Origin of the sequence: Sandaracinobacteroides saxicola, assembly GCF_014117445.1 — a bacterium.
GTDB classification, from domain to species: Bacteria; Pseudomonadota; Alphaproteobacteria; order Sphingomonadales; family Sphingomonadaceae; genus Sandaracinobacteroides_A; species Sandaracinobacteroides_A saxicola.
Map to the genome: position 1 here is coordinate 105,333 of NZ_CP059851.1, position 21,898 is coordinate 127,230.

General features: G+C 68.0%; 24 protein-coding genes. 17 read left to right on the forward strand and 7 right to left on the reverse strand.

Features of this window, described 5'->3' with window-relative positions; all coding sequences use genetic code 11:
* Positions 1-40: 40 nt before the first annotated feature.
* Positions 41-868, forward strand: a complete 828-nt coding sequence (locus H3309_RS00505; protein ID WP_182296479.1) for a hypothetical protein — start codon at positions 41-43, stop codon at positions 866-868.
* 159 nt (positions 869-1,027) lie between these two features.
* Here the strand turns inward: H3309_RS00505 and H3309_RS00510 are convergent, their stop codons facing one another.
* The gene (locus H3309_RS00510; RefSeq protein WP_182296481.1) at positions 1,028-1,984 is read right to left on the reverse strand and encodes a SphA family protein; all 957 of its coding nucleotides are present in this window, start codon (positions 1,982-1,984) and stop codon (positions 1,028-1,030) included.
* A gap of 136 nt (positions 1,985-2,120) precedes the next feature.
* Between H3309_RS00510 and polA the strand changes: the two genes are divergently transcribed.
* Positions 2,121-4,922 carry a DNA polymerase I gene (gene polA / locus H3309_RS00515; protein ID WP_182296483.1) on the forward strand — a complete coding sequence of 934 codons (2,802 nt, stop codon included), beginning with the start codon at positions 2,121-2,123 and terminating at the stop codon, positions 4,920-4,922.
* 278 nt (positions 4,923-5,200) lie between these two features.
* On the opposite strand, the gene H3309_RS00520 is transcribed toward polA, so the two are convergent.
* Positions 5,201-5,824, reverse strand: coding sequence for a hypothetical protein (locus H3309_RS00520; protein ID WP_182296485.1), 624 nt, complete (start codon positions 5,822-5,824; stop codon positions 5,201-5,203).
* Positions 5,825-6,077: 253 nt separating this feature from the next.
* Between H3309_RS00520 and H3309_RS00525 the strand changes: the two genes are divergently transcribed.
* From H3309_RS00525 to msrB, 9 genes are all read left to right on the forward strand, one after another.
* The gene (locus H3309_RS00525) at positions 6,078-6,758 is read left to right on the forward strand and encodes a YbaY family lipoprotein (protein WP_182296487.1); all 681 of its coding nucleotides are present in this window, start codon (positions 6,078-6,080) and stop codon (positions 6,756-6,758) included.
* A 35-nt stretch (positions 6,759-6,793) separates the two neighbouring features.
* Positions 6,794-7,084 carry a nucleotidyltransferase family protein gene (locus H3309_RS00530; RefSeq protein WP_182296489.1) on the forward strand — a complete coding sequence of 97 codons (291 nt, stop codon included), beginning with the start codon at positions 6,794-6,796 and terminating at the stop codon, positions 7,082-7,084.
* Positions 7,081-7,215 carry a HepT-like ribonuclease domain-containing protein gene (locus H3309_RS17495; protein ID WP_256401605.1) on the forward strand — a complete coding sequence of 45 codons (135 nt, stop codon included), beginning with the start codon at positions 7,081-7,083 and terminating at the stop codon, positions 7,213-7,215. Before H3309_RS00530 ends, H3309_RS17495 begins: the two co-directional genes overlap by 4 nt.
* 53 nt (positions 7,216-7,268) lie before the next feature.
* Positions 7,269-8,177, forward strand: coding sequence for a tRNA pseudouridine(55) synthase TruB (truB, locus tag H3309_RS00535; protein ID WP_182296491.1), 909 nt, complete (start codon positions 7,269-7,271; stop codon positions 8,175-8,177).
* Entirely contained in the window at positions 8,161-8,430 is a 270-nt protein-coding gene (gene rpsO, locus H3309_RS00540; protein WP_182296493.1) for a 30S ribosomal protein S15, read from the forward strand. Before truB ends, rpsO begins: the two co-directional genes overlap by 17 nt.
* Before the next feature lie 142 nt (positions 8,431-8,572).
* Entirely contained in the window at positions 8,573-10,951 is a 2,379-nt protein-coding gene (gene pnp, locus H3309_RS00545; protein ID WP_182296495.1) for a polyribonucleotide nucleotidyltransferase, read from the forward strand.
* 100 nt (positions 10,952-11,051) lie between these two features.
* On the forward strand, positions 11,052-11,744 hold the full coding sequence (locus tag H3309_RS00550) for a hypothetical protein (RefSeq protein WP_182296497.1): 693 nt from the start codon (positions 11,052-11,054) through the stop codon (positions 11,742-11,744).
* 9 nt (positions 11,745-11,753) lie between these two features.
* A complete protein-coding gene (locus tag H3309_RS00555) occupies positions 11,754-12,404 on the forward strand; it encodes a glutathione S-transferase N-terminal domain-containing protein (protein ID WP_182296499.1) in 651 nt (216 codons plus the stop codon).
* An 8-nt stretch (positions 12,405-12,412) separates the two neighbouring features.
* Positions 12,413-12,811, forward strand: coding sequence for a peptide-methionine (R)-S-oxide reductase MsrB (gene msrB, locus H3309_RS00560; RefSeq protein WP_317983331.1), 399 nt, complete (start codon positions 12,413-12,415; stop codon positions 12,809-12,811).
* A 68-nt stretch (positions 12,812-12,879) separates the two neighbouring features.
* Here msrB and typA read toward each other — a convergent pair whose 3' ends face one another.
* The gene (typA, locus tag H3309_RS00565) at positions 12,880-14,709 is read right to left on the reverse strand and encodes a translational GTPase TypA (protein ID WP_182296503.1); all 1,830 of its coding nucleotides are present in this window, start codon (positions 14,707-14,709) and stop codon (positions 12,880-12,882) included.
* A gap of 189 nt (positions 14,710-14,898) precedes the next feature.
* Here typA and H3309_RS17500 point away from each other — a divergent pair, with 189 nt between their 5' ends.
* The 6 genes from H3309_RS17500 (at position 14,899) to H3309_RS00595 (ending at position 18,706) form a co-directional block, all read left to right on the forward strand.
* A complete protein-coding gene (locus H3309_RS17500) occupies positions 14,899-15,771 on the forward strand; it encodes a helix-turn-helix domain-containing protein (RefSeq protein ID WP_182296505.1) in 873 nt (290 codons plus the stop codon).
* A complete protein-coding gene (locus H3309_RS00575) occupies positions 15,768-16,775 on the forward strand; it encodes a tetratricopeptide repeat protein (RefSeq protein WP_182296507.1) in 1,008 nt (335 codons plus the stop codon). Before H3309_RS17500 ends, H3309_RS00575 begins: the two co-directional genes overlap by 4 nt.
* Positions 16,776-16,787: 12 nt before the next feature.
* Entirely contained in the window at positions 16,788-17,123 is a 336-nt protein-coding gene (locus tag H3309_RS00580) for a hypothetical protein (protein ID WP_182296509.1), read from the forward strand.
* Positions 17,123-17,338 carry a hypothetical protein gene (locus tag H3309_RS00585; protein WP_182296511.1) on the forward strand — a complete coding sequence of 72 codons (216 nt, stop codon included), beginning with the start codon at positions 17,123-17,125 and terminating at the stop codon, positions 17,336-17,338. Before H3309_RS00580 ends, H3309_RS00585 begins: the two co-directional genes overlap by 1 nt.
* Positions 17,326-18,258, forward strand: a complete 933-nt coding sequence (gene tilS / locus H3309_RS17605) for a tRNA lysidine(34) synthetase TilS (protein WP_182296519.1) — start codon at positions 17,326-17,328, stop codon at positions 18,256-18,258. The genes H3309_RS00585 and tilS overlap by 13 nt, the downstream gene beginning before the upstream one ends.
* A gap of 139 nt (positions 18,259-18,397) precedes the next feature.
* Positions 18,398-18,706 (forward strand): UrcA family protein, encoded by a 309-nt coding sequence (locus H3309_RS00595; protein WP_182296521.1) that lies wholly within the window; start codon positions 18,398-18,400, stop codon positions 18,704-18,706.
* Between the two features lie 54 nt (positions 18,707-18,760).
* Here H3309_RS00595 and H3309_RS00600 read toward each other — a convergent pair whose 3' ends face one another.
* Genes H3309_RS00600 through H3309_RS00615 form a run of 4 tightly spaced genes read right to left on the reverse strand, consistent with a single transcriptional unit; the run spans position 18,761 to position 21,877 of the window.
* Complete coding sequence (locus H3309_RS00600; protein ID WP_182296523.1) at positions 18,761-19,765, reverse strand: peptidylprolyl isomerase; 1,005 nt, start codon at positions 19,763-19,765, stop codon at positions 18,761-18,763.
* Positions 19,762-20,313, reverse strand: a complete 552-nt coding sequence (locus H3309_RS00605) for a GNAT family N-acetyltransferase (protein ID WP_182296525.1) — start codon at positions 20,311-20,313, stop codon at positions 19,762-19,764. The genes H3309_RS00600 and H3309_RS00605 overlap by 4 nt, the downstream gene beginning before the upstream one ends.
* Positions 20,310-21,464, reverse strand: a complete 1,155-nt coding sequence (locus H3309_RS00610) for a deoxyguanosinetriphosphate triphosphohydrolase (protein WP_182296527.1) — start codon at positions 21,462-21,464, stop codon at positions 20,310-20,312. Before H3309_RS00610 ends, H3309_RS00605 begins: the two co-directional genes overlap by 4 nt.
* Positions 21,461-21,877 (reverse strand): GNAT family acetyltransferase, encoded by a 417-nt coding sequence (locus H3309_RS00615; protein WP_182296529.1) that lies wholly within the window; start codon positions 21,875-21,877, stop codon positions 21,461-21,463. The genes H3309_RS00610 and H3309_RS00615 overlap by 4 nt, the downstream gene beginning before the upstream one ends.
* Positions 21,878-21,898: the final 21 nt, after the last annotated feature.

Genomic DNA, 21,898 nt, shown 5'->3' on the forward strand with positions numbered 1-21,898 from the left:
CGCGATGGACGCATCGCGGGGAATCTGTTAGTCGATATTCATGCAACTAACGCCCCGTCTTTCGCCGCTCGCGGCCCTCTGTCTGATGGTCATCGCGACGCCTGGCCTGGCGCAAACAGCGGCGCCAGCCGCGCCGACTCCCGTTGCGGCCCCCGCGCCCGATCCGGCGCCGGCGAAGAAGGCGAATGACGGCACGGACCCGACGCAGCTGCTGACGACGGCGGGTATCTCCATCGAGCATTTCGATTTCGGCGGCGGTTTCTGGCGCGACCAGCTGAACGCCGACCTGACCATTCCCTTCGGCAGCGGCGACCGCCAGTCGCTGCGGGTGCGGACGCCGTTCGTCGCCACCAATGTGGGGCGCGAGCGCGGCTATGGTTTCGGCGACGTGCAGGTGCGCTATACCAGCGTGCTGAACGTGACGCGCAAGGCCGGCTGGGTTTTCCAGGGGGAGATGGCGTTCGATACCGCCGCTTGGCCGGAACTGGGCACCGGAAAGAATGTCGCCAAGCTGACGCTGATCTATGCGCGCTTCCTGCCAGGCGGCGTGATTTTCGCGCCCGCGGTGGTGCACAGCGAATCACTGTGGGGTCGGACCGGGCGGCGGGGGGTGAGCGTGACCACGGTCGACTTCTATGTCGTGCCGAAGCTCGCCAACCCGCGATTCTACATGACCATCGACCCGAGCCTGACGCAGGACTGGGTGAACGACAAATTCTATCCGGCGGCGGCGGTGACGCTGGGCTACAAGCTGGGGCCGGCGATGGGCGGACAGTTGCAGGCGTTCGTGAAGCCGTCGGTGGCGGCGTTCGGCGACCGGCCGTTCAACTGGGCGATGCAGGCGGGCGTTCAGCTGCTGGGTTTCTGACGACGGCCGCGCTTCAGAGACCGTTTGAGAAATCGTTCAGGCCGTGGCGAGAAGGGTGATTTGAGAGCACCAAAGCGCAGCGACCTTCAGGGTCGTGAGCATCGGAGCGCAGCAAATCGCCCTTCGCAGCCCGGCATGAGCGATTTATCAAACGGTCTCTCAGAATTTGGTGCCGATTGAGAGCATGTAGATGTCGCCTTTCAGGCGTTGTTTGTTGTGCACGTCGAAGATCATCTTGCCGATGACGAAGATGTTCTGCTTGCCGATGTCGAAGCTGCCGAAGGCCGAGGGGCCGACGCCGATGCCGCTGCCCTTGAAGCCGTTGCGGGCGTAGAAGGGGAGCTTGCCGCTGTCCGAGCTGATCTGTTCATACCAGTAGCCGGTGACGCCGACGCCGACATGTTCGGAGAAATATTGCCCCAGGTTGAAATCCAGGTGGAACTCCTCGCCGGTCTTGTATTGCGTGTCGGGGTTCTTGAAGTTGAACAGGATGCCGGCGGTGAAGGACAGGTCGCGGCCCTTTTCCTCGTCGAGATAGGTGTAGCTGACGGTGGGATCGATGGACCAATAGTTGCGGCTGAGATTGAGGATCGCGTCCGGGCGGTATCGGCCGGTGGGGATGACGACGCCGGCGGCGGCGGTGATGTGGTGGTTGCCTTCCTTCCAGTTGAGCTGGATGGGGATCAGGAAGATGTCGCCCACGCCGGCGACGTTGCCGCGGCGCAGGACGGGGATGCCGCTGAGGCTGCCGCGCAGGTTGACATCATAGATGACGGGGATGACCGCGGTGGCGGAATAGCGGCCGCCGAAGATCGTGGCGTCGGTTTGCCAGGCGAGCTTGACGTTGGAGGCATAAAGCTGCTGGTCGAGCCGGGCGGTGATGGCCTGGCCGAGCAGCGGCACCTTGGCGCGCGCGGTATAGTAGAAATTGTCGACGAGGATATAGACGCCCTTCGGCTGCGCGACGGCGGCGCCAAAATCGCCATAGGTGCCCTGAAGATAGGCGCTGCCGCCGCCCTCGCCGGCGTGGACCGCGCCGGAAAGCCCGGTGGCGGCAAGGCCGGCCGCTGCCCAGGCAAGGAGGCGGGCGCCTTTGCTGCTGCGGTTGCTCATCATGGCGCTGTCTCCTGTCTAATCGACATATATCGGAAATCAGCGCCCGGGTCAAAGCCCCCGACCATGGCGTGCGCCGGGATGGGAGGTGCGGGAAGATTCGGTTTGGGCGCCGGCGATCTTGGCGGTAAAGCGGGGCATGACCGCACCGCATCTGACGCTGGTGGACGGCAGCGGGTTCATTTTCCGCGCCTACCACCGTTTGCCGCCGCTGACCGATCCGCAAGGCGTGCCGGTGGGGGCGGTGTTCGGATTCACGGCGATGATGTGGAACCTGATTGAGGCGGCGCGCAAATCGCCGGAGGATGATTATCTGGCGGTGATCCTGGACGCGGGGAAGCGCAGTTTCCGGCACGACATCTACGCCGAGTACAAGGCGAACCGGCCCGATCCGCCGGAAGACCTGCTGCCGCAGTTTCCGCTGATCCGCGATGCCGTGAGGGCGCTCTCCGTCCCCTGCATCGAGCGCGACATGATCGAGGCCGATGACCTGATCGCCAGCTATGCCGAGGCGGGGATCGCCGCGGGGATGAGCGTGACGATCGTGTCCAGCGACAAGGATCTGATGCAGCTGGTGCGGCCGGGGCTGAGCCTGCTCGATACGATGCAGAACAAGCGCTTCGGCGAGGCCGAGGTGCTGGAGAAATGGGGGGTTCCCGCCGCGCAGCTGGGCGACCTGCTGGCGCTGATGGGGGACAGTGTGGACAATGTGCCCGGCGTGCCGGGCGTGGGGCCGAAGACGGCGGCGGATTTGATTAAAGAGTTCGGCAGCCTGGAGGGGGTGCTGGGCAATCTGGAGGCGGTAAAGCGGCCGAAGCTGCGCGAGGCGCTGGCGGCCAATGTGGAGGCGGTGCGGTTGTCGCGCGTGCTGGTCGATCTGAAACGGGATTGCGCGCTCGATCCGCCGCTCGAGGCGCTGAAACTGCCGGAGAGCCAAGCGCAGGAGGTGCTGGCGGATTTCCTGGCGAAACATGGGTTCCGGTCGCTGCTGGCGAAGCTGGGGACGGTGGGCACGGCCGCCGCGGACAGCGCGAAGGCGACGCGGGCGGCGAGCGCGCCGCCATCCGAGGCACCGCCGGCGGTGCCGTTCGACCATGCCGCCTATGAGACGGTGACCACGGTGGAGCGGTTGGAGGACTGGATTGCGGACGCGCGCAAGGCGGGGGTGGTGGCCTTCGATACCGAGACCAGCGCGCTCGACGCGATGCGGGCGGACATCGTGGGGTTCAGCCTGGCAACCGCGCCGGGGCGGGCCTGCTATGTGCCGCTGGCGCATGTTTCGGGCGAGGGGCTTTATGCCGAGCCGGTGGCGCAGCTGGACAAGGCGGTGGCGCTGGCGGCGGTGAAGCCGCTGCTGGAGGACCCATCCGTGCTGAAGGTCGGGCAGAATTTGAAATATGACCTGATCGTGATGCGGCGCCTGGGGGTGGATATCGCGCCCTTCGACGACACGATGCTGCTGAGCTATGCGCTGGATGCCGGCAACCACAACAGCCATGGCATGGATGAGCTGAGCGTGCGGCATCTGTCTCACACGCCGATTTCGTTCAAGGAGGTGGCGGGGACGGGCAAGGGGCAGGTGAGTTTCGGCCAGGTGCCGCTGGACCGGGCGACCGCCTATGCCGCCGAGGATGCCGATGTGACGCTGCGGCTGCACGGGGCTTTGAAGCCGCGGCTGGCCGACGCCCAGGTGACGCGCGCCTATGAATGGTGCGACCGGCCGCTGGTGCCGGTGCTCGCCGACATGGAGATGGCCGGGATCAAGGTGGACCGGGCCGAGCTGGCGCGGCTGTCGGCGCTCTATGCCGCCGAGATCGAGCGGCTGGAGGGCGAGGTGCACGCGCTGGCAGGCGGGGCCTTCACCATCGGCAGCCCCAAGCAGCTGGGCGAGGTGCTGTTCGACCGGCTGAAGCTGCCGGGGGGGAAGAAGAGCGGCAAGTCGGGGCAATATGGCACCGACGTGACCGAGCTGGAGCGGCTGGCGGCGCTGCCGGAGGGCGGCATCGCGCGCCTGGTGCTAGACTGGCGGCAGAACAGCAAGCTGCGATCGACCTATACCGAGGCGTTGCAGAACCAGATCAACCCCGACACCGGCCGCGTGCACACCAGCTTCTCGATGGCGGTGGCCTCCACCGGCCGGCTGGCCTCGACCGATCCGAACCTGCAGAACATCCCCATTCGCACCGAGCTGGGCCGGCGCATCCGCTATGCCTTTGTGGCGGAAGCCGGCCACCGCATCATGGCGGCGGATTACAACCAGATCGAGCTGCGGCTGATGGCGCACATCGCCGACGTGCCGGAGCTGAAGGCGGCCTATGCCGCGGGGCAGGACATCCATGCCATCACCGCGCGGCAGCTGTTCGGGCTGGGCGCGGATGCGGCGGTGGACCGGGACCAGCGCGGGCGGGCGAAGACGATCAACTTCTCGATCATCTATGGCATCAGCGCCTTCGGCCTTGCCCAGCGGCTGGGGATCGACCGCGGCGAGGCGGCGCGCTTCATCGAGCGTTATTTCGAGCAGTTTCCGGGCATCCAGCGTTACATGGCGGAGACGACGGCGTTCGTGCGCGAGCATGGTTTCGTGCGCACGCTCTATGGCCGGCGGGTGAACCTGCCGCTCATCAGGTCCAAGGTGATGGGGGAGCGGCAGTTCGCGGAGCGGGCGGCGATCAATGCGATCGTGCAGGGGACGAGCGCCGATATCATCAAGCGGGCGATGATCCGCATGGGGCCGGCCTTGAAGGACGCGGGGTGCCGGGGCACGCGAATGTTGTTGCAGGTGCATGACGAGCTGGTGTTCGAGGTGCCCGATGATGAGGTGGAGTGGGTGCAGCCGGTGATCCGCGCGGTGATGGCGGGCGCGGTGGGGCCGGCGCTGGAACTGAGCGTGCCGCTGGGGGTGGAGATCGGGGTGGGGGCGAGTTGGGGAGACGCGCATTGACCCAGCGTTCATCCCACCAAGGGGGAGGTGGCGCGCAGCGCCTGAGGGGCATCCTACTCACAGCACAAGCATGGCACCATCCACCACACCCGTCGCCCCGGGCTCGACCCGGGGCTTGGATTTTTCGTTGCGACCGCCGGCAAGCCGGCCCGACCGCCACCAAGTTAGGGATACTGTCCCCAGATTTCCCCGTCCTCGGTTTTACCCGACCAAAAGGCATACTGTCCCGTGAATTCACGCTGTCACGTGTATTCACGGAATGTTGGTTCCGGAATGCTCTATATCGGATGCCAATCTCCGCACTCTGAGTCGACCACTAACTCTGCTGATAGCAAGTCGGCTACCGCCTCCGCACCTTTCGCACGCAAGCAAATCTTAACTGCCGCAATAAAAGTCGGTACCAAAGTCGCACCGGCAGTCACAATGCTTGCCAGAATCGCAACGACTGCACTCGTTTTCAAGCAATCTTCTATCTCATCTTCAATGCTGGAAGGAAATTCCAAATCCAGGAAGATGCCTTTCGTGCACGATCTGTGATAAATAACAGGGACATCAGTGCATACACGACCAAGGGGCAAGTCAACACAGCGAGTGGTCATCTCAGTTTTTGTTTCCGGCCAGCCAGATATCGTAGTAATACCGATTCTTTTCTTGGATTTTGCTAAGATGAACGTTCCAGTCGCATTGATGACATCTGACGGAGGAGCGGGAGCGGGAGCAGGCGTAGGAGCAGGATATATTGTGGGCTCTTGATCCGGCTTCTCCCGAACGGGGGGCCAGTCTTCATTCCGCAGAAATACATTCTTGACTGAGTCGAGCACACTCTCGGCATTCTCCGCACCGACATTGCCAATCGGCGGATTGACGCGATCGGAGGGCTCAAATCTACAAATAAAATCCATGCTTCTTCCTCCCAAAGCCAACGCGTCCGATTTTGAAGATGCCAGTTTGCCGTGTCAAGGACAACTGCCGGTCGCATCTATAGGATTCGTAGGATTCCCGGGACAGTATACTCAATTGAGCTGGCGGCTGCCGGCTGGAACGCCCGCCTTTAGCGAGACGGTTGTCGAACGGGCGGTCGGCGCGATAGGATCTGCTGTTTGGAACGGCGAACTAATGTCGGCGAGTGGGGAAGGTGAGATGGGACGAGGCGCATTGAGACAGATTTTCGCAGGTGTCGCATTGCTGGTGCCGCTGGCGGCAGCGGCGCAGGGCCATATTGTGGTATCGAGCGACGACCGGTGGCAGCAATTTGTCTGTCCGGACGGGCGGATGGTGTCGATGCAGCTGGACGCGGTGGTCGGGACGGCCAGGGTGATCGACAGCGGCACGATGAAGCGGACGCTGTTTCGCGCGGTCGATCCGGTGGCGGCGAAGGGTTTGGCCGGAACGCGCTATGTGGCGGGGCAGCTGACGCTGACGCTGCTGCCGGGGGAGATCGCGTGGCACCAGCGGCCGCTGGCGGCGATGCGCTGCCCGGCGGTGGCGGCGGGGCCGGGGGTGTTGACGGGGACGGCGACCTATTTGCAGCGGATGGCGCTGCCGCCGGGCAGCCGGTTGACGGTGACGCTGGCGGATGTTTCCCTGGCGGACGCGCCGATGAAGGTGGTGGCGACGACCGAGGTGCGGCCGGGGCTGAACCAGGTGCCGCTGCATTGGCTGATCCGCTATGATCCGGCGAAGGTGCCGCCGCGGGGGATGACCTGGGCCGTCAGTGCGCGGCTGGTGGATGCGCAGGGAAAATTGCGGTTCATCACCGATACGCGGGTGCATGTGATCGAGGATGCGGCGGCGCCGAAGCCGGTGGAGCTGGTGATGGTGGCAGTGGGGCGCTGATTGCGTGGTGACGCGGATGGCGGTATGGATGGCGCATGCGCCCTTCTGCCGCCCTTGCCCTGCGACGGACGGAGGTTCTGGACCTTTTGGGACGGTTCAGGGCCGGAAATCCGCGCGTTTTCGGGTCTGTGGCGCGCGGTGAAGACCGCGACGGCAGTGACCTTGACCGGCTGATCGATGCGGCACCGGGCACGACGCTGTTCGATCTGGCGCGGCTTCATAACGCGCTGAGCGATCTGCTGGGCGTGCCTGTGGACATCGCGACGATGGGAGGGATGACGCCGCGGTTGATGGCGCGGGTACAGTCGGATCTGAAGCCATTGTGACCTACCAGCGCGCTCTCGATCTTGTGGATCAGATGCTGGAAGCTGCGCGGCAGGCGGTGCGGACGATGCGCAACGTGCTGGGACATGCTTATGTGAGGGTCGATTTCGATACGATCTGGCAAACGGTGTGACACGACCTTCCTGTTCTCGAGACCGAATTGACGAAAGTGCGCGCGACCCTGTGATGCCGCACGGCTGGCTGGTGATTGACAAGCCGTTGGGGCTGACCTCCGCGCAGGTGGTGGGGCGGTTGAAGCATGCCATGCGTGGCAGTTATGGCAAGGTGAAGATCGGGCATGGCGGGACGCTGGATCCGCTGGCGACGGGGGTGTTGCCGGTGGCGCTGGGGGAGGCGACCAAGCTGGCGGGCCATCTGCTGAACGGCAGAAAGGGCTATGCGTTCACCGTGGCGTTCGGGGTGGCGACGGCGACCGACGATGCCAAAGGGGCGGTGACGGCGACGAGCGCGGTGCGGCCCGACGAGGCGACGCTGCGGGCGGTGCTGCCGCAATTCACCGGCCCGATCCGCCAGCGGCCGCCGGCCTATTCCGCGCTGAAGGTGGATGGCGAGCGGGCCTATGCGCGGGCGCGGGCGGGGGAGGATGTGGTGCTGGCCGAGCGGGCGGTGACGATAGATGCACTGACGCTGGAGGCGGTGACGGCGGACAGCGCGACGTTTGTGGTGACGTGCAGCAAGGGCACCTATGTGCGCAGCCTGGCGCGGGACATCGCGCTGGCCGCTGGCACGGTCGGCCATGTCTCCATGCTGCGGCGCACGGAGGCCGGGCGGTTCGGGCTGGCACAGGCGATTGTGCTGGACAGGGCGGTCGCTCTCTGTCATGGGGCCGCGCTTGGACAGGCCCTTTTGCCGCTGAGTGCCGGACTGGACGACATCCCGGTCCTGGTGCTCGAACCCCACGAGGCGACGCTGCTGAAAAGCGGCCGGCGCTTGCCGGGGCCCCGCGCGAAACCCGGCACCTATCTCGCCACCCTCGGGTCTGTTCCGGTGGCGCTGGTGGCGGTTTCCGCACTCGACGTGCGCGTTGAGCGGGGATTCAATCTGGAAGGAGACCCCGATGTCGGTCACTGCTGAACGCAAGGCGGCGATCATCGCCGACAATGCCCGCGCTGCCACGGATACCGGCAGCCCCGAAGTGCAGGTTGCGATCCTGTCAGAACGCATCGCCAATCTGACCGAGCATTTCAAGACCCACGCGAAGGACAACCATTCGCGGCGCGGCCTGCTGATGCTGGTCAACAAGCGGCGGAGCCTGCTCGACTATCTGAAATCCCGTGATGCGGCGCGCTATCAGGCGCTCATCGCGAAGCTGGGCCTGCGGAAGTAAGCGCCCGGTAACCCCCATGCGACGGCCTCCGGCAACAGCCGGGGGCCGTTTTCGCATATCCCGGCGTGGAGCGAGGTTGCACCGCCGGTTGTTGGAACCGCCTTCGGCCTGATGGCGTCGGGGGCATGAGAAAGTAATCCCGATGTTCAATATGGTGAAAAAATCGATCGAATGGGGCGGCCGCACGCTGACGCTCGAAACCGGCCGCGTGGCGCGGCAGGCGGATGGCGCGGTGCTGGCGACCTATGGCGAGACCGTGGTGCTGTGTGCCGTGACCGCGGCCAAGAGCGTGAAGGAAGGCCAGGACTTCTTCCCGCTGACCGTGCATTATCAGGAGAAGTTCAGCGCGGCTGGCCGGATCCCCGGCGGCTTCTTCAAGCGCGAGCGCGGCGCGACCGAGCATGAGACGCTGACCAGCCGTCTGATCGACCGCCCGGTGCGGCCGCTGTTTCCGGAAGGCTTCTATAACGAGATCAACGTCATCGCCCAGGTGCTGAGCTATGACGGGGAGAATGAGGCGGATATCGTGGCGATGATCGCCGCGTCCGCCGCGCTGACGCTGTCCGGCGTGCCCTTCATGGGGCCGATCGCGGCGGCGCGCGTGGGCTTCGCCGATGGCGAGTATCAGTTGAACCCCAGCAAGGAAGCGCTGAAGGAAGGCCGGCTGGACCTGGTGGTGGCCGGCACGCATGACGCGGTGATGATGGTCGAATCCGAGGCGAAGGAGCTGTCGGAGGACGAAATGCTGGGCGCGGTGATGTTCGCGCACCGCAGCATCCAGCCGGTGGTGGGGCTGATCATCGCGGTGGCCGAACAGGCGGCGAAGGAGCCGTGGGAGCTGAAGGGCAGCGACGATGCCGGCGCGATGCTGGCGACCATCCGCGAGGCGGTCGGCGCGGACATCACCGCAGCCTACAAGCTGACGCAGAAGTCCGAGCGGCAGGCGGCGCTGGCCGAGGCCAAGGCGAAGATGAAGCCGCATTTCGCCGACGCCGACGCGACGACGCAGCAGAAGGCCAGCAAGCTGTTCAAGAAGCTGGAGGGCGATATCGTCCGTGGTGCCATCCTGAAGGAAGGCCGGCGGATCGACGGGCGTGACACGAAGACGGTGCGCCAGATCGAGGCGATGGTGGGTTTCCTGCCGCGCACGCATGGCTCCGCGCTGTTCACGCGCGGCGAGACGCAGGCCATCGTGACGACCACGCTGGGGACGGCGGATGCCGAGCAGATGATCGACGGGCTCGACGGCCTGAAATATGAGCGCTTCATGCTGCACTATAATTTCCCGCCCTATTCGGTGGGGGAAGTGGGGCGGTTCGGGGCGCCGAGCCGGCGCGACATCGGCCATGGCAAGCTGGCCTGGCGCGCGATCCATCCGCTGCTGCCGGGCAAGGAGGAGTTTCCCTATACCATCCGCGTGCTTTCCGACATCACCGAGTCGAACGGCTCGTCCTCGATGGCGACGGTGTGCGGCGGCAGCCTGGCGCTGATGGATGCCGGCGTGCCGCTGAAGCGGCCGGTGGCGGGCATTGCCATGGGCCTGATCCTGGAGGGCAAGGACTTCGCCGTGCTGAGCGACATCCTGGGCGACGAGGACCATCTGGGCGACATGGATTTCAAGGTGGCCGGAACGAGCGAGGGCATCACGTCCCTGCAGATGGACATCAAGATCGCCGGCATCACCGAGGAGATCATGAAGGTGGCGCTGGCCCAAGCCAAGGACGGCCGTGCCCACATCCTGGGCGAGATGGCGAAGGCGCTGGACAGCGTGCGCACGGAAATGTCCGCGCACGCGCCGCGCATCGAGACGATGCAGGTGCCCAAGGACAAGATCCGCGACATCATCGGCACCGGCGGCAAGGTGATCCGCGAGATCGTGGCGACGACCGGCGCCAAGGTGGACATCGAGGATGACGGCACGGTGAAGATCGCCAGCGCCGACGCCGAGAAGATCGAGGCGGCGCGCGCGTGGATCATCGGCATCATTGCCGAGCCGGAAGTGGGCAAGATCTACACCGGCAAGGTGGTGGGCATGCCCGAGTTCGGCGCGTTCGTGAACTTCCTGGGGGCGAAGGACGGCCTTGTCCACATCTCCGAGATCATGAATGAGCGGGTCAACAAGGTGAGCGACGTGCTGACCGAGGGCCAGATGGTGAAGGTGAAGGTCATCGGCGTGGACGACCGCGGCAAGGTGAAGCTGTCGATGCGGCTGGTGAACCAGGAGACGGGCGAGGAGCTGCCGGACAGCCGGCCGCCGCGTGAGCCGCGCGAAGGCGATGATCGCCCGCGTGGTGATCGCGGCCCGCGCCGGGATGGCGATCGCGGGGATCGGGGCGGTGATCGCGGCCCGCGCCGGGATGACCGGGGTGGTGATCGCGGCCCGCGCGGTGATCGCGGTGGTGATCGGGGCCCGCGCCGCGATGGCGGTGGCGAGCGTCGGGAGCGGCGCGAGCGCGACGATGCGCCGCGCGCCGATGACGGCGGCGACGTTGGCCTGCCGGCCTTTCTGACCGAGAAGTAATCGTTCAGAGGACAGACAGGGCCCGTCGGTATCACCGGCGGGCCCTTTCTTGTGTCGCGTGGCCGTTGCGGTAGAAGGGCGGCGATTGTGGAGATGTCCGATGCGTGCCCTGTTCCTGTTGCTGGCGCTGGCCGCCGTTCCCGCGGTGGCGCAGCCCGCCGTTCCGCCCGCGCCGGCCGCGGTATCGCCGGCCACCGACGCCGCCGTCGATCGCCTGCTGGCGGCGATGGGCGGGCGGGAGCGCTGGGCGGCGGCGACGGGTTATCTGACCACCGGGCTGCTGGTGGTGGAGGGCGAGAAGGCGCCGCGCGAGACGACATTGTGGGTGCGGTTCGACACGCCGCAGACGCGCAGCGAAGCCCGCGCGCCGGGCAGCCTGCGGGTGACACTGCTGGACGGTGACCGCGTGGTGCGGCGGCTGGACGGGGTGACCGGCAATGCCGACCGGGCGACGGTGGCGGGCGAGGTGCTGTGGTGGCAGGGCAACCTCTATCGCAACCTGGCGCGGCTGGCCAAGCGCGACCCGGCGCTGGTGGTGACGCTCGCCGGCAACCGCCTGACGCTGAGCGAGGCGGGTGACACGCTGCTGTGGATCCGGCTGTCCGCCGAGGGCCGGCCGGCGGCGTTCGGCAATGCGTTGAACGAGGAAGGCAGCGAGCTGGGGCCGCTGGTGGCGCAGGGTGATGTGCGCGTGCCGGAATTTGTCAGGCGCAATGGCGGGTTGTGGCGCCAGCAGATGCGCAGCTTTGCGTTGAACCCGGATTTTTCGGGCGTATCCTTCACGACACCATAGGGGCACTTCATGAAACTGATCATCGGCAACAAGGCCTATTCGAGCTGGTCGCTGCGCGGCTGGTTGGCGGCGAAACAGTCGGGGCTGCCGTTCGAGGAAGAGGTGGTGTCGATGTATGACGCCGCCTGGGCGACCCGGCGGGAGACGGCGGATTTCGCGCCCTCGGGCGGGAAGGTGCCGATCCTGTGGGATGGGGATGTGGCGGCGTGGAACGCGCTGGGCATCATCCACCATCTGGACGCGAAGACCGGCGGCACGCGCTTCTGGCCGGTGGATGCGGCGGCGCGGGCGTTCGCGGCAAGCATCGCCGCCGAGATGCAGGCAAGCTTTGCCGCGTTGCGGACGCATTGCAGCATGAATGTGCGGCGGCATTATTCGGGCTGGGCGCTGCATGCCGATGCGGTGGCGGACGTGGCGCGGGTGGATGCGCTGTGGCGTGAGGGGCTGGCGCGCTTCGGCGGCCCCTGGCTGGCGGGTGCGGACTATGGCGCGGCGGATATCCTGTTCGCGCCGGTGGCGAGCCGGTTCACCACCTATGACGTCAGGCTGTCGCCAGCGGCGGAGGCCTATCGGGCGCGGGCGATGGCGCATCCCTGGGTGGCGGAATGGGTTGCCGAGGCGCACAAGGAAGCCTGGGTGCTGGACCAGTATGAATATTGAGGTGTGTGGTGGCTGAGGATTTTCCGGTGCGGTTCAGCGATGCCGAGTGGCGGGCGCGGCTGACACCCGAGCAATATGCGGTGATGCGCGGGCATGGCACGGAGCGGCCGGGGAGTTGCGCGCTGCTGCATGAGAAGCGCGCGGGGGTGTTCCATTGCGTGGGGTGCGAGCGCGCGCTGTTCGTGAACGGGGAGAAGTTCGAGAGCGGCACGGGCTGGCCGAGCTTTGGCGCGCCACTGGCGGGCGCGACGGCGACGACGGTGGATCGCAGTTACGGCATGGTGCGCACCGAGGTGCATTGCGCCAGCTGCGGCAGCCATCTGGGGCATGTGTTCCCTGATGGCCCGCCGCCGACGGGGCTGCGATATTGCATCAACGGGGTGGCGTTGCGGTTCGAGGTGGGGTGAGGCGGCGAATGCGCGTCCCCACCCCCGCTCAGCTTCGCTGAGTCGCCCCTCCCCTGAAGGGGAGGGGGTTACGCGCTTTTGCGGCTTTGGCGTTTGCGTTCGTGGGGGTCGAGGTAGCGTTTCCTGAGGCGGATGCTTTTGGGCGTCACTTCGACCAGCTCGTCATCATCGATGTAGGAGATGGCCTGTTCCAGCGTCAGGCGCTTGGGCGGGGTGAGGCGCAGCGCGTCGTCCTTGCCGCTGGCGCGGAAGTTGGTGAGCGCCTTTGATTTCAGCGGGTTGACCTCCAGGTCGTCGTCCTTGGCATTCTCGCCGATGACCATGCCCTGATAGACGGCTTCGCCGGGCGAGACCATCAGCACGCCGCGCGGTTCCAGATAGCCGAGCGCATAGCCGACCGCTTCGCCGGTCTCCGTCGAGATCAGCACGCCGTTCTGGCGGCCGGCGATCGGGCCTTTCCAGGGGCCGTAATGGCTGAACAGGCGGTTCATGATGCCGGTGCCGCGCGTGTCCGACAGGAATTCGCCATGGTAGCCGATGAGGCCGCGCGAGGGGCCGGTGAAGGTGAGGCGCTGCTTGCCGCCGCCCGAGGGGCGCATGTCGGTGAGCTCGGCCTTGCGGATCGCCATCTTCTCGACGACGGTGCCGCTGTAATCCTCGTCCACGTCGATCACCACGGTCTCATAGGGTTCGGTGCGGTTGTGCGCCTCGTCCTCGCCGAAGATCACGCGGGGGCGGCTGATCGACAGTTCGAAGCCTTCGCGGCGCATGGTCTCGATCAGCACGCCCAGCTGAAGCTCGCCGCGGCCGGCGACCTCGAAACTGTCCTTGTCGCTGCTTTCGGTGACCTTGATGGCGACATTGCCCTCCGCTTCGCGGAACAGCCGGTCGCGGATCATGCGGCTGGTCACCTTGCTGCCTTCCTTGCCGGCGAACGGGCTGTCGTTGACGGCGAAGGACATGCTGAGCGTGGGCGGGTCGATGGGTTGCGCGGCCAGCGGCTCCGTGACGGCCGGGTCGGCGATGGTGTTGGCGACGGTCGCCACCGTCAGCCCGGCGAGGCAGATGATGTCGCCGGCCTGCGCTTCCTCGACGGTCACGCGCTCCAGCCCGCGGAAGGCCATGATGCGGGTGGCGCGGCCGTCCTCGACGGTGCTGCCGTCGGGCGCGAGGGCGCGGATCGGCATGTTCTGGCGGATGCGGCCGCTGCTGACCAGGCCGGTCAGGATGCGGCCGACGAAATTGTCGCGGTCGAGGAGCGTGACGAGCATCTTGAACGGGCCGTCGGGGTCGGCCTTCGGCGGCGGCACATGGCGGACGATGGTTTCGAAGAGCGGCGTCAGGTCGCCGTCGCGGACCTCCATCGTCTCCCCGGCATAGCCGTTGCGGCCGGAGGCGTAGAGGGTGGGGAAGTCGAGCTGCTCGTCGCTGGCGTCGAGGCTGACGAACAGGTCGAAGACTTCGTCGAGCACTTCCTGCGGGCGGCCGTCGGGGCGGTCGATCTTGTTGACGACGACGATCGGTTTCAGGCCGAGCGCCAGCGCCTTCGAGGTGACGAATTTGGTCTGCGGCATGGCGCCCTCGGCGCTGTCCACCAGCAGGATGACGCCATCGACCATGCTGAGGATGCGTTCCACCTCCCCGCCGAAATCGGCGTGGCCGGGGGTGTCGACGATGTTGATGTGGGTGGTTTCACCGGCCTTGTCCGTCCATTCGATGCTGGTGCATTTGGCCAGGATGGTGATGCCGCGCTCGCGTTCGAGGTCGTTCGAGTCCATCGCACGCTCGGCGACGCGCTGATTGTCGCGGAAAGTGCCCGACTGGCGGAACAACTGGTCGACGAGCGTCGTCTTGCCATGATCGACGTGGGCGATGATCGCCACATTGCGGAGCGCCATGAAACGGGGCCATTCTTTGCGAAAGGGGGAGGTCTTGGCGCGCGGCCATAGCCGAGATGCTGTATTGCAGCAAGGGCGGGCTGTGGCGTTGCCTTTGGCGCACGCGGGCGATAGGACGGTGGGGGGCGTGGCAAGGCTGTCTCCGCTGGGTCGCATCGGACGGAGAGACAGCCCGGGAGACGGGTGTTGGTGGACGCTGAACAAGAGGCAGTGACGATCGGCGCGGCGCTGCGCGGCGCACGCGAGGCCGCCGGGCTGAGTCTGGCGGACGTGGCCGACCGGACCAAGGTGCGGCCGGGGATCCTGAGCCTGATCGAGGCGGACGAGCATGACCGGCTGCCGGCGCTGACCTATAGCCTGGGGTTCGTGAAGGCCTTTGCCCGCACAGTGGGCATGGATGCCGATGCGGCGGCGGAACGTTACCGGCGGGAGAGCGACAAGACCGCGCCGGTGCCGCAGCTGAATGACCTGCAACCGCTGGACCAGCGCCGGCTGCCCACGGCGCGGGTGGTAGTGCCGGCGACGGTGCTGGTGGTGATCGTGGTGGGGCTGGCCTGGGCCTGGGGCATGGGCTGGTTCGACGCGGCGACGCCGCCGCCGCCGGTGGTGGAAGCGCCGGCCGCACCCTCGACACCCGCGGTTGCACCCGCCACGCCGGCGGGCGTGGTATCGGCGGCGGGGGCACCGGCGGCTGCGGGAGCGGTGCCGGCCGCGCCGCAGGGCGACACCGTGATCCTGACGGCAAACGAGGATGTGTGGATGCGGGTCTATGACCGGATGAGCGGGCGCTCGGTGTTCAACGGCACGCTGGGCAAGGGACAGAGTTTCACCGTGCCGCCGGCGGAGGCGGGATGGTTGCTGCGCGCGGGGCGCGCCGGGGAGTTGACCGTCACCGTGGGTGGCGTGGCGATCCCGCCGCTGGGCGGCCGGGCGCAGGCGGTGAAGCATGTGCCGCTGGACGCGGCGGCGCTGCGCGCGCGGGGCGGCGGGGTGGCGGCCGGCGCGCGGGCGGTGGCGCCGGCGGACGCCCAGGCCTCCAACATGCCGACGCCCGTTCAATGAGGGCGGCGTTTCTGGGGCTGATGCTGCTGGCGGCGCCGCTGCCGGCGCAGGAACCGCCGGCCTCGCAAAGGAGCGTGGCGGCAGTGGAGCGGCGGGTGGGCACGCTGGAAAGCCAGATGCGCGCGGTGCAGCGGCAAGTGTTTCCGGGCGGCGACAAGCGCTTTTTCGAGCCGGAGAATGCGCCGGTGTCGGCCGCGCCCGCGGCGCCGACGGTGGCGCCGGGAACGCCGGCGACCAGCCCGCTGGTGGACCTGACGGTGCGGGTGGACGCGCTGGAGCGGCAGCAGAAGGCGCTGACGGGTCAGGTGGAGCAGTTGCAGTTCCGCACCCGGCAGCTCGATGAGGCGCTGGCGAAGTTCCGGGCGGATGCCGAGTTCCGCATGACCACGCTGGAGGGCGGAACGCCACCGGGCGGGGCGACGGTGACCCCGCCGGGCGGGGCAGTGGCGCCGCCGCCGGGCGGCATGCCGGCCACCGTGCCCGGGGTGGTGCCGGGGGCAGTGCCGCCGGCAGGCGCGAAACCGGGCGTGAAACCGGGGGCGCCGGTGGCGAAGCCGGGCACGCCGCCCGCCACCGCGGCGGCGCCGGCGAAACCGGTGGCGGCGGGCACCCCGGCGGCGGAGGAAGCGGCCTATCGCGCGGCGCTCGCCAAATGGACGGCGAAGGATTATCCGGCGGCGGCGGTGGCGTTGCAGGATTTCGTGACCGCCAACCCGAAGGCGGCGCGTGCCGGCCACGCCCAGTTCTGGGCCGGGCGGGCGATGATGGAACAGGGCCAGCATGCGCAGGCGGCGAAGGCGTTCCTGAGCGGCTATCAGAATTATCCGCGCGGGGAGCGGGCGCCGAACAGCCTGTTGTGGCTGGGCAAGGCGCTGACCGCGATGAAACAGCCGAAGGCGGCCTGCCAGGCGCTGGACCAGCTGGCGAGCGCCTATCCCGACAAGCTGACGGGGCAGTTGAAGACCGACGCCGACGCGGCGCGGACGGAAGCGAAGTGCCGATAGGGAGACAGGCGGATGGCGACGTTCAATCCCGATGTGCCGGTGGTGCAGGCCGATCCGACGGTGGAGGTGACGGTCGGTGCCGCCAATCCGCTGCCCCTTGGCGCCAACCGCTTCCGGCTGGTGGCGGTGGATGATTCCGGCAATGAATCCGATCCCGCCTTTCTGGACGTGATCGTGCAGGATGTCGGCCGGCCGACGGCGGTGCTGGACATGGTGGACGGCAATGGCCGGCGCATCGATCCCCGGGTGGCGGCGGGCGCGAGTTTTCGCCTGTCCGGCGCGCGCTCGTCGGACGAGGCGCCGGGGCGGATCGTGGAATATCGCTTCACGCTGCTCAGCCGCGACTGATGCCGCCGGCGCTGCAGCCCGGCGACATCCGGCGGACCGCTTTGCCCGACATCCGGCTGCGGGCGCCTGACCGGCCCGGGCGGTACCGGGTGCAGCTGATCGTGGTGGACCACCTGGGCCGGGAAAGCGCGCCGGCGGTGCTGCGGCTGACGGTGGTGCCGGGGCCGGGATGGTGGCCGCGCTTTTGGGACCGGCTGGGGCGATGGAAGCGCTGACCGGCGCGCTGGCGGCCGGCGTGGGCGAGGCGGCGGCGCCGTTCGCGCTGGCGGTCTCCGGCGGCCCGGACAGCCTGGCGATGCTGGCGCTGGCGCGGGCGGCATGGGAGCCGGAGGCGCTGCTGGCGTTGACGGTGGATCATGCGCTGCGCGCGGAGGGGGCGGCGGAAGCGGCGGCGGTTGGCATGCTGTGCCGGCGGTTGGGCATCGGGCACCGGACGCTGCGCTGGGAGGGGCCGAAGCCCGCGGCGGGCGTGCAGGCGGCGGCGCGGGCGGCGCGCTATGCGCTGATGCGCGATGCGTGCGTGGCGGCGGGGGTGCGCTGGCTGCTGACGGCGCATACGGCGGATGATGCGGCGGAGACGCTGTTGATGCGGTTGAACCGGGGCGCGGGCGTGCGCGGGCTGGGGGGCATCCGGGCGCGGCGGGATTTGGGGGACGGCGTGACGCTGCTGCGGCCCCTGCTGGGGGTGCGTCGGGCGGACCTGCATGCGGCGCTGCCGCCGGACTGGCCGGTGGTGAGCGATCCGTCCAACGAGGATGCGCGCTTCACGCGGACGGCGGTGCGGCGGCTGCTGGCGGGGGCGGGGTGGCTGGACGCGGCGCGGCTGGCGGACAGCGCGGCGCACCTGCGGGCGGCGGAGGAGGCGCTGGGCTGGATGGCGGAGCAGGCCTGGCGCGGGCGGGTCGAGCGGCGGGAGGGTACGGCGCTGCTGGATGTGGCGGGGCTGCCCGAGGAGCTGGCGCGGCGGTTGCTGCTGCGCGCGCTGGGGGAGCCGGAACCAAGGGGGCCGGACCTGGCGCGGTTGATGGCGCGGCTGGCGGCTGGGGGGCAGGGCACGCTGGGCGCGCGGCAGGTGCGCGTGGCGCGCGACGGGCGCTGGCGGGTGCGACGGGTGGAAATGCCGTCGAACGGCTGAAATCGGGATTTCGTCGGGCATCGGTCGGGCAGCCATCGGGCCCGGCCCCTGTCTCGTCGGGCAGGATCGGCGGACAAGGGAGCCACGCCGGAGACGCCGCCAATCCTGGGGACCCCGGTCGGACGATGGGAGACGAGAGATGACCAGCTTCAAGATGATGATCGCCGCCGTTGCCGCTTTCGGTGCCTTTGCCGCGGTGCAGGCCGAAGGGGTGAGGTCGGTGAATGTCGAAACCGCCGACCTGAACCTGGCGTCGGCGCGGGGTGTGGCCGAGCTGCACGGCCGGATCGGCGTGGCGGTGAAGGCGGTGTGCGGCAAGGCCGATGGCCGCGATCTGAACGCAACGGCCGATGTCGCCCGGTGCCGCGCCGAAAGCCTGCGGGCGGCGATGCAATGGGCGGATGCGGTGGTGGCGCGCCAGGGCGCGACGGTGATCGCCAGCCGCTGAGCGCGTGACGGTTGGCGAAGCCCCCGGAGCCACCGGCTCCGGGGGTTTTTGCCGTCAGGGTTTGGTTCGGATGGGGACGGGGATGTTGCAGATGTCGGCGCCGCCGGCGGGGTGGATGAAGAAGCGGTCGCGGCGGTTGGCGCGGGCGGCGGCGTAAGCGTCGAAGCTGGCGCTTTCGGTGGAGAGATATTGCAGGCGGGGTTGTTCGGTGGCGGGCAGGTCGCTGGCGAGGCGGATGCGGGTGATGGGCGTGCGTTCGGCCGGCGTTTCGTAGAAGCCGAGCGGGCCGGTGCCGCGGGGCAGGCTGCTGAGATGTTCGATGCCTTGCACGACCCGGCCGACGAGGGCGATGTTGCGGTCGAGATGGCGCGGGGCGTGGCCGATGACGGTGTAGAGTTCGGCGCCGCTGCCGGCATCGGGCGGCATGCCGCGGCCGACGCCGACCATGCCGTAGCAGTGGACGGGCCAGATGCGCTTGCCGTCTGAGGCGAGGGGCCAGCCGATTACGTTATGCGCGGAGGGGGCATAAGGGTCTTTCGTGGGCTTGGCGCTCTTCAAAAGCCCTTTCAGCCGAGTTGCGTAAAAAACCTGCAATCCAATGTCGCGGAACTCTTGACCGTCCGTAGGATCGAATGATGTCGTGAAAATCATGCCGATTTTTGGCGATGCGGTGTATCGGGCATTGGACGTCGACAGGAGGGGCGGCAGTCGTTTTGCTTTTATGGGGTCTTCACCATCAGGGTCGCCCCATTGCGTAACATAATTGTCCTGGACCCGGACAATGGCGGTGCCGTCGTACCACGCTGCCCTTGCTAGTCTGCGGACATTGGCGACCCATGGCATGCTGAACGGCAGCGGGATGAGCTGGATGACGACGCGGCGCGGTTTGTTGGCGAGGGGCGGGAGGTCCATGACGAGGAGGTCGGTGGCGGGGATGGTGATCCAGTCGGCGGCCGGTGCTTGGGCGACGACCTCATTGGGAGACGGCGCGGGCGGCGCGGCCGCGAGGAGGAGGGGGGCGAGGAGGAGAGCGCCGACGGCCGGGAAGCATGTTTTCATGTTGGTTCTGCGACCGCGCCGACCCTCACCCCGCACGCGCTGTCGCGCGAGTCGCCCTCTCCCGCAAGGCGGGACAGGGGAGTCCAGCGCATGGCGACGTCGCAGCGGGCGTATCGTGTGCCGTAGCGGGCCATGATGTCGGCGTCGTGGGTGAAGCCCAGTTTTTCGTAGAGGTGGATGGCCGGCGCGCAGATCCTGTTGGTGAGCAGGTAAAGGGTGGTGATGCCCATGGTTCGCGCGCGGTCCAGCGCGGCGGCGAGGAGGGCTTCGCCGGCCTTCATGCCCTGGGCGCGGGCGAGCACGCCCATCTTGGTGAGTTCATAGACGCCGTCGCCGGCCTTCATCAGCGCGACGGTGCCGATGATGCCCAGGTCGGGGTCTTCGGCGAACAGGATGACGCCGCCGCGGTCGATGATGAGCGTGCGGGGGTTTTCGAGAAGGAGGCGGTCGTTTTCCTCCAGCGTGAACATGCCCTCGATCCATTCGGCGTTGATGGCGTGGAATGCGGGGGCGAGGTCGTCGGTGAAATCGCGGATCGTCAGCGTCATGGCGTCATGTCTGGCCGAAAGGGCTGGCTGCCGTAAAGGCGCTTGTGTTCATTCAGCGCGAAACGGTCGGTCATGCCGGCGATATAATCCGCGATGTGGCGGGCGCGGGCGGGGTCGCCCTCGGGCAGCGTCTCGAACCAGCGGTCGGGCAGGGTGGCGGGGTCGGCGCGGAAGCCGGCGAACAGCGCGGTGACGACGGCGGCCGCGGGCTCGCGCACGGCGTTGACGCTGGGGTGGGTGTAAAGCGCGCGGCGGAGGAAGGCTTTCAGCGCGCGGTCGTGCGGGGCGAAGGCGGCGGAGAAGCGCGCGATGGTTTGCCCGGCGCCGCGGATGTCGTCGGGGTGGCGGGGGTCGAGTGCGGCGAGGTTTTGCCGGGTTTCGCCGAGCACGTCGCCCAGCATCAGGCCGATGAGGTCGCGGACCAGTTGCGGGCGCAGGCGACGGGCGGGCGTGCCGGGGAAGCGGGTTTCGACGCCGTGCCACAGGTCGGCGAGCAGCGGCACATCGGCCAGCACCTGGTCGAGCGTCAGCAGCCCGGCACGCAGCCCGTCGTCCAGGTCGTGGGCATTGTAGGCGATGTCGTCCGCGATGGCGGCGACCTGCGCCTCCAGCCCGGCGTGGCTGGCGAGATCGAGCGGGAAGGCGGCGTCCGCCTCTGCCAGCGCCCAGCCGGGGCGGGGCACGGGGCCGTTGTGCTTGGCGAGGCCTTCCAGCGCCTCCCAGCCCAGGTTGAGGCCGGGGTAGGCAGGCGTGCGCGCCTCCAGCCGGGTGAGGATGCGCACCGTGTGGCCGTTGTGGTCGAAGCCGCCCCAGGGCGCCATGGCGGCGGTCAGCGCGTCCTCGCCGCTGTGGCCGAAGGGCGGGTGGCCGAGGTCGTGGCCGAGCGCCAGCAGTTCGGTCAGGTCCTCGTTCAGGCCCAGGCTGCGCGCCACGCTGCGGGCGAGCTGCGCGACCTCGAGGCTGTGCGTCAGGCGGACGCGGAAATGGTCGCCATCGGGCGCGACGAACACCTGGGTCTTGTAGCGCAGGCGGCGGAAGGCGGTGCAGTGGATCAGCCGGTCGCGGTCGCGGGCGAACGGGGTGCGCGTGCCGTCAGGCGTGTCGGGATGCTGGCGACCGCGGGTGGCGACGGTGGCGAAGCGCGCGGTCATGCAAGGCCCTTTTGCAGTACGGTCACATCGGACAGGGTATAGCCGATAGCCTGGTAGAAGCCCTGTGCGACGGCGTTGTCGGCACGCACCATCAGGTTCAGTTTCGGCACGCCATGTCGCAGCAGCCAGGCCTCGGCGGCGGTCATCAGGGCGCGGCCGAGGCCGTGTCTCTGGCGGGCCGGGGCAACGGCGAGATAATAGACCCAGCCGCGATGGCCGTCGTGACCGACCATGACGGTACCGGCCAGCCCGACAGCATCGTGCAGACCGAGGATCGTGGAGGCGGGGCCTGACAGCGCCCGGTCGAAATCGCTGCCCGGATCGTTCCACGGCCGGGTCAGGCCACAGTCATGCCAGAGCGCGATGGTCGCGCCGCGGTCGGCGGGGACAAGGGGCGCGGGGCGGTTGGTCACGCACGGTTGGTAGGCCGGGCG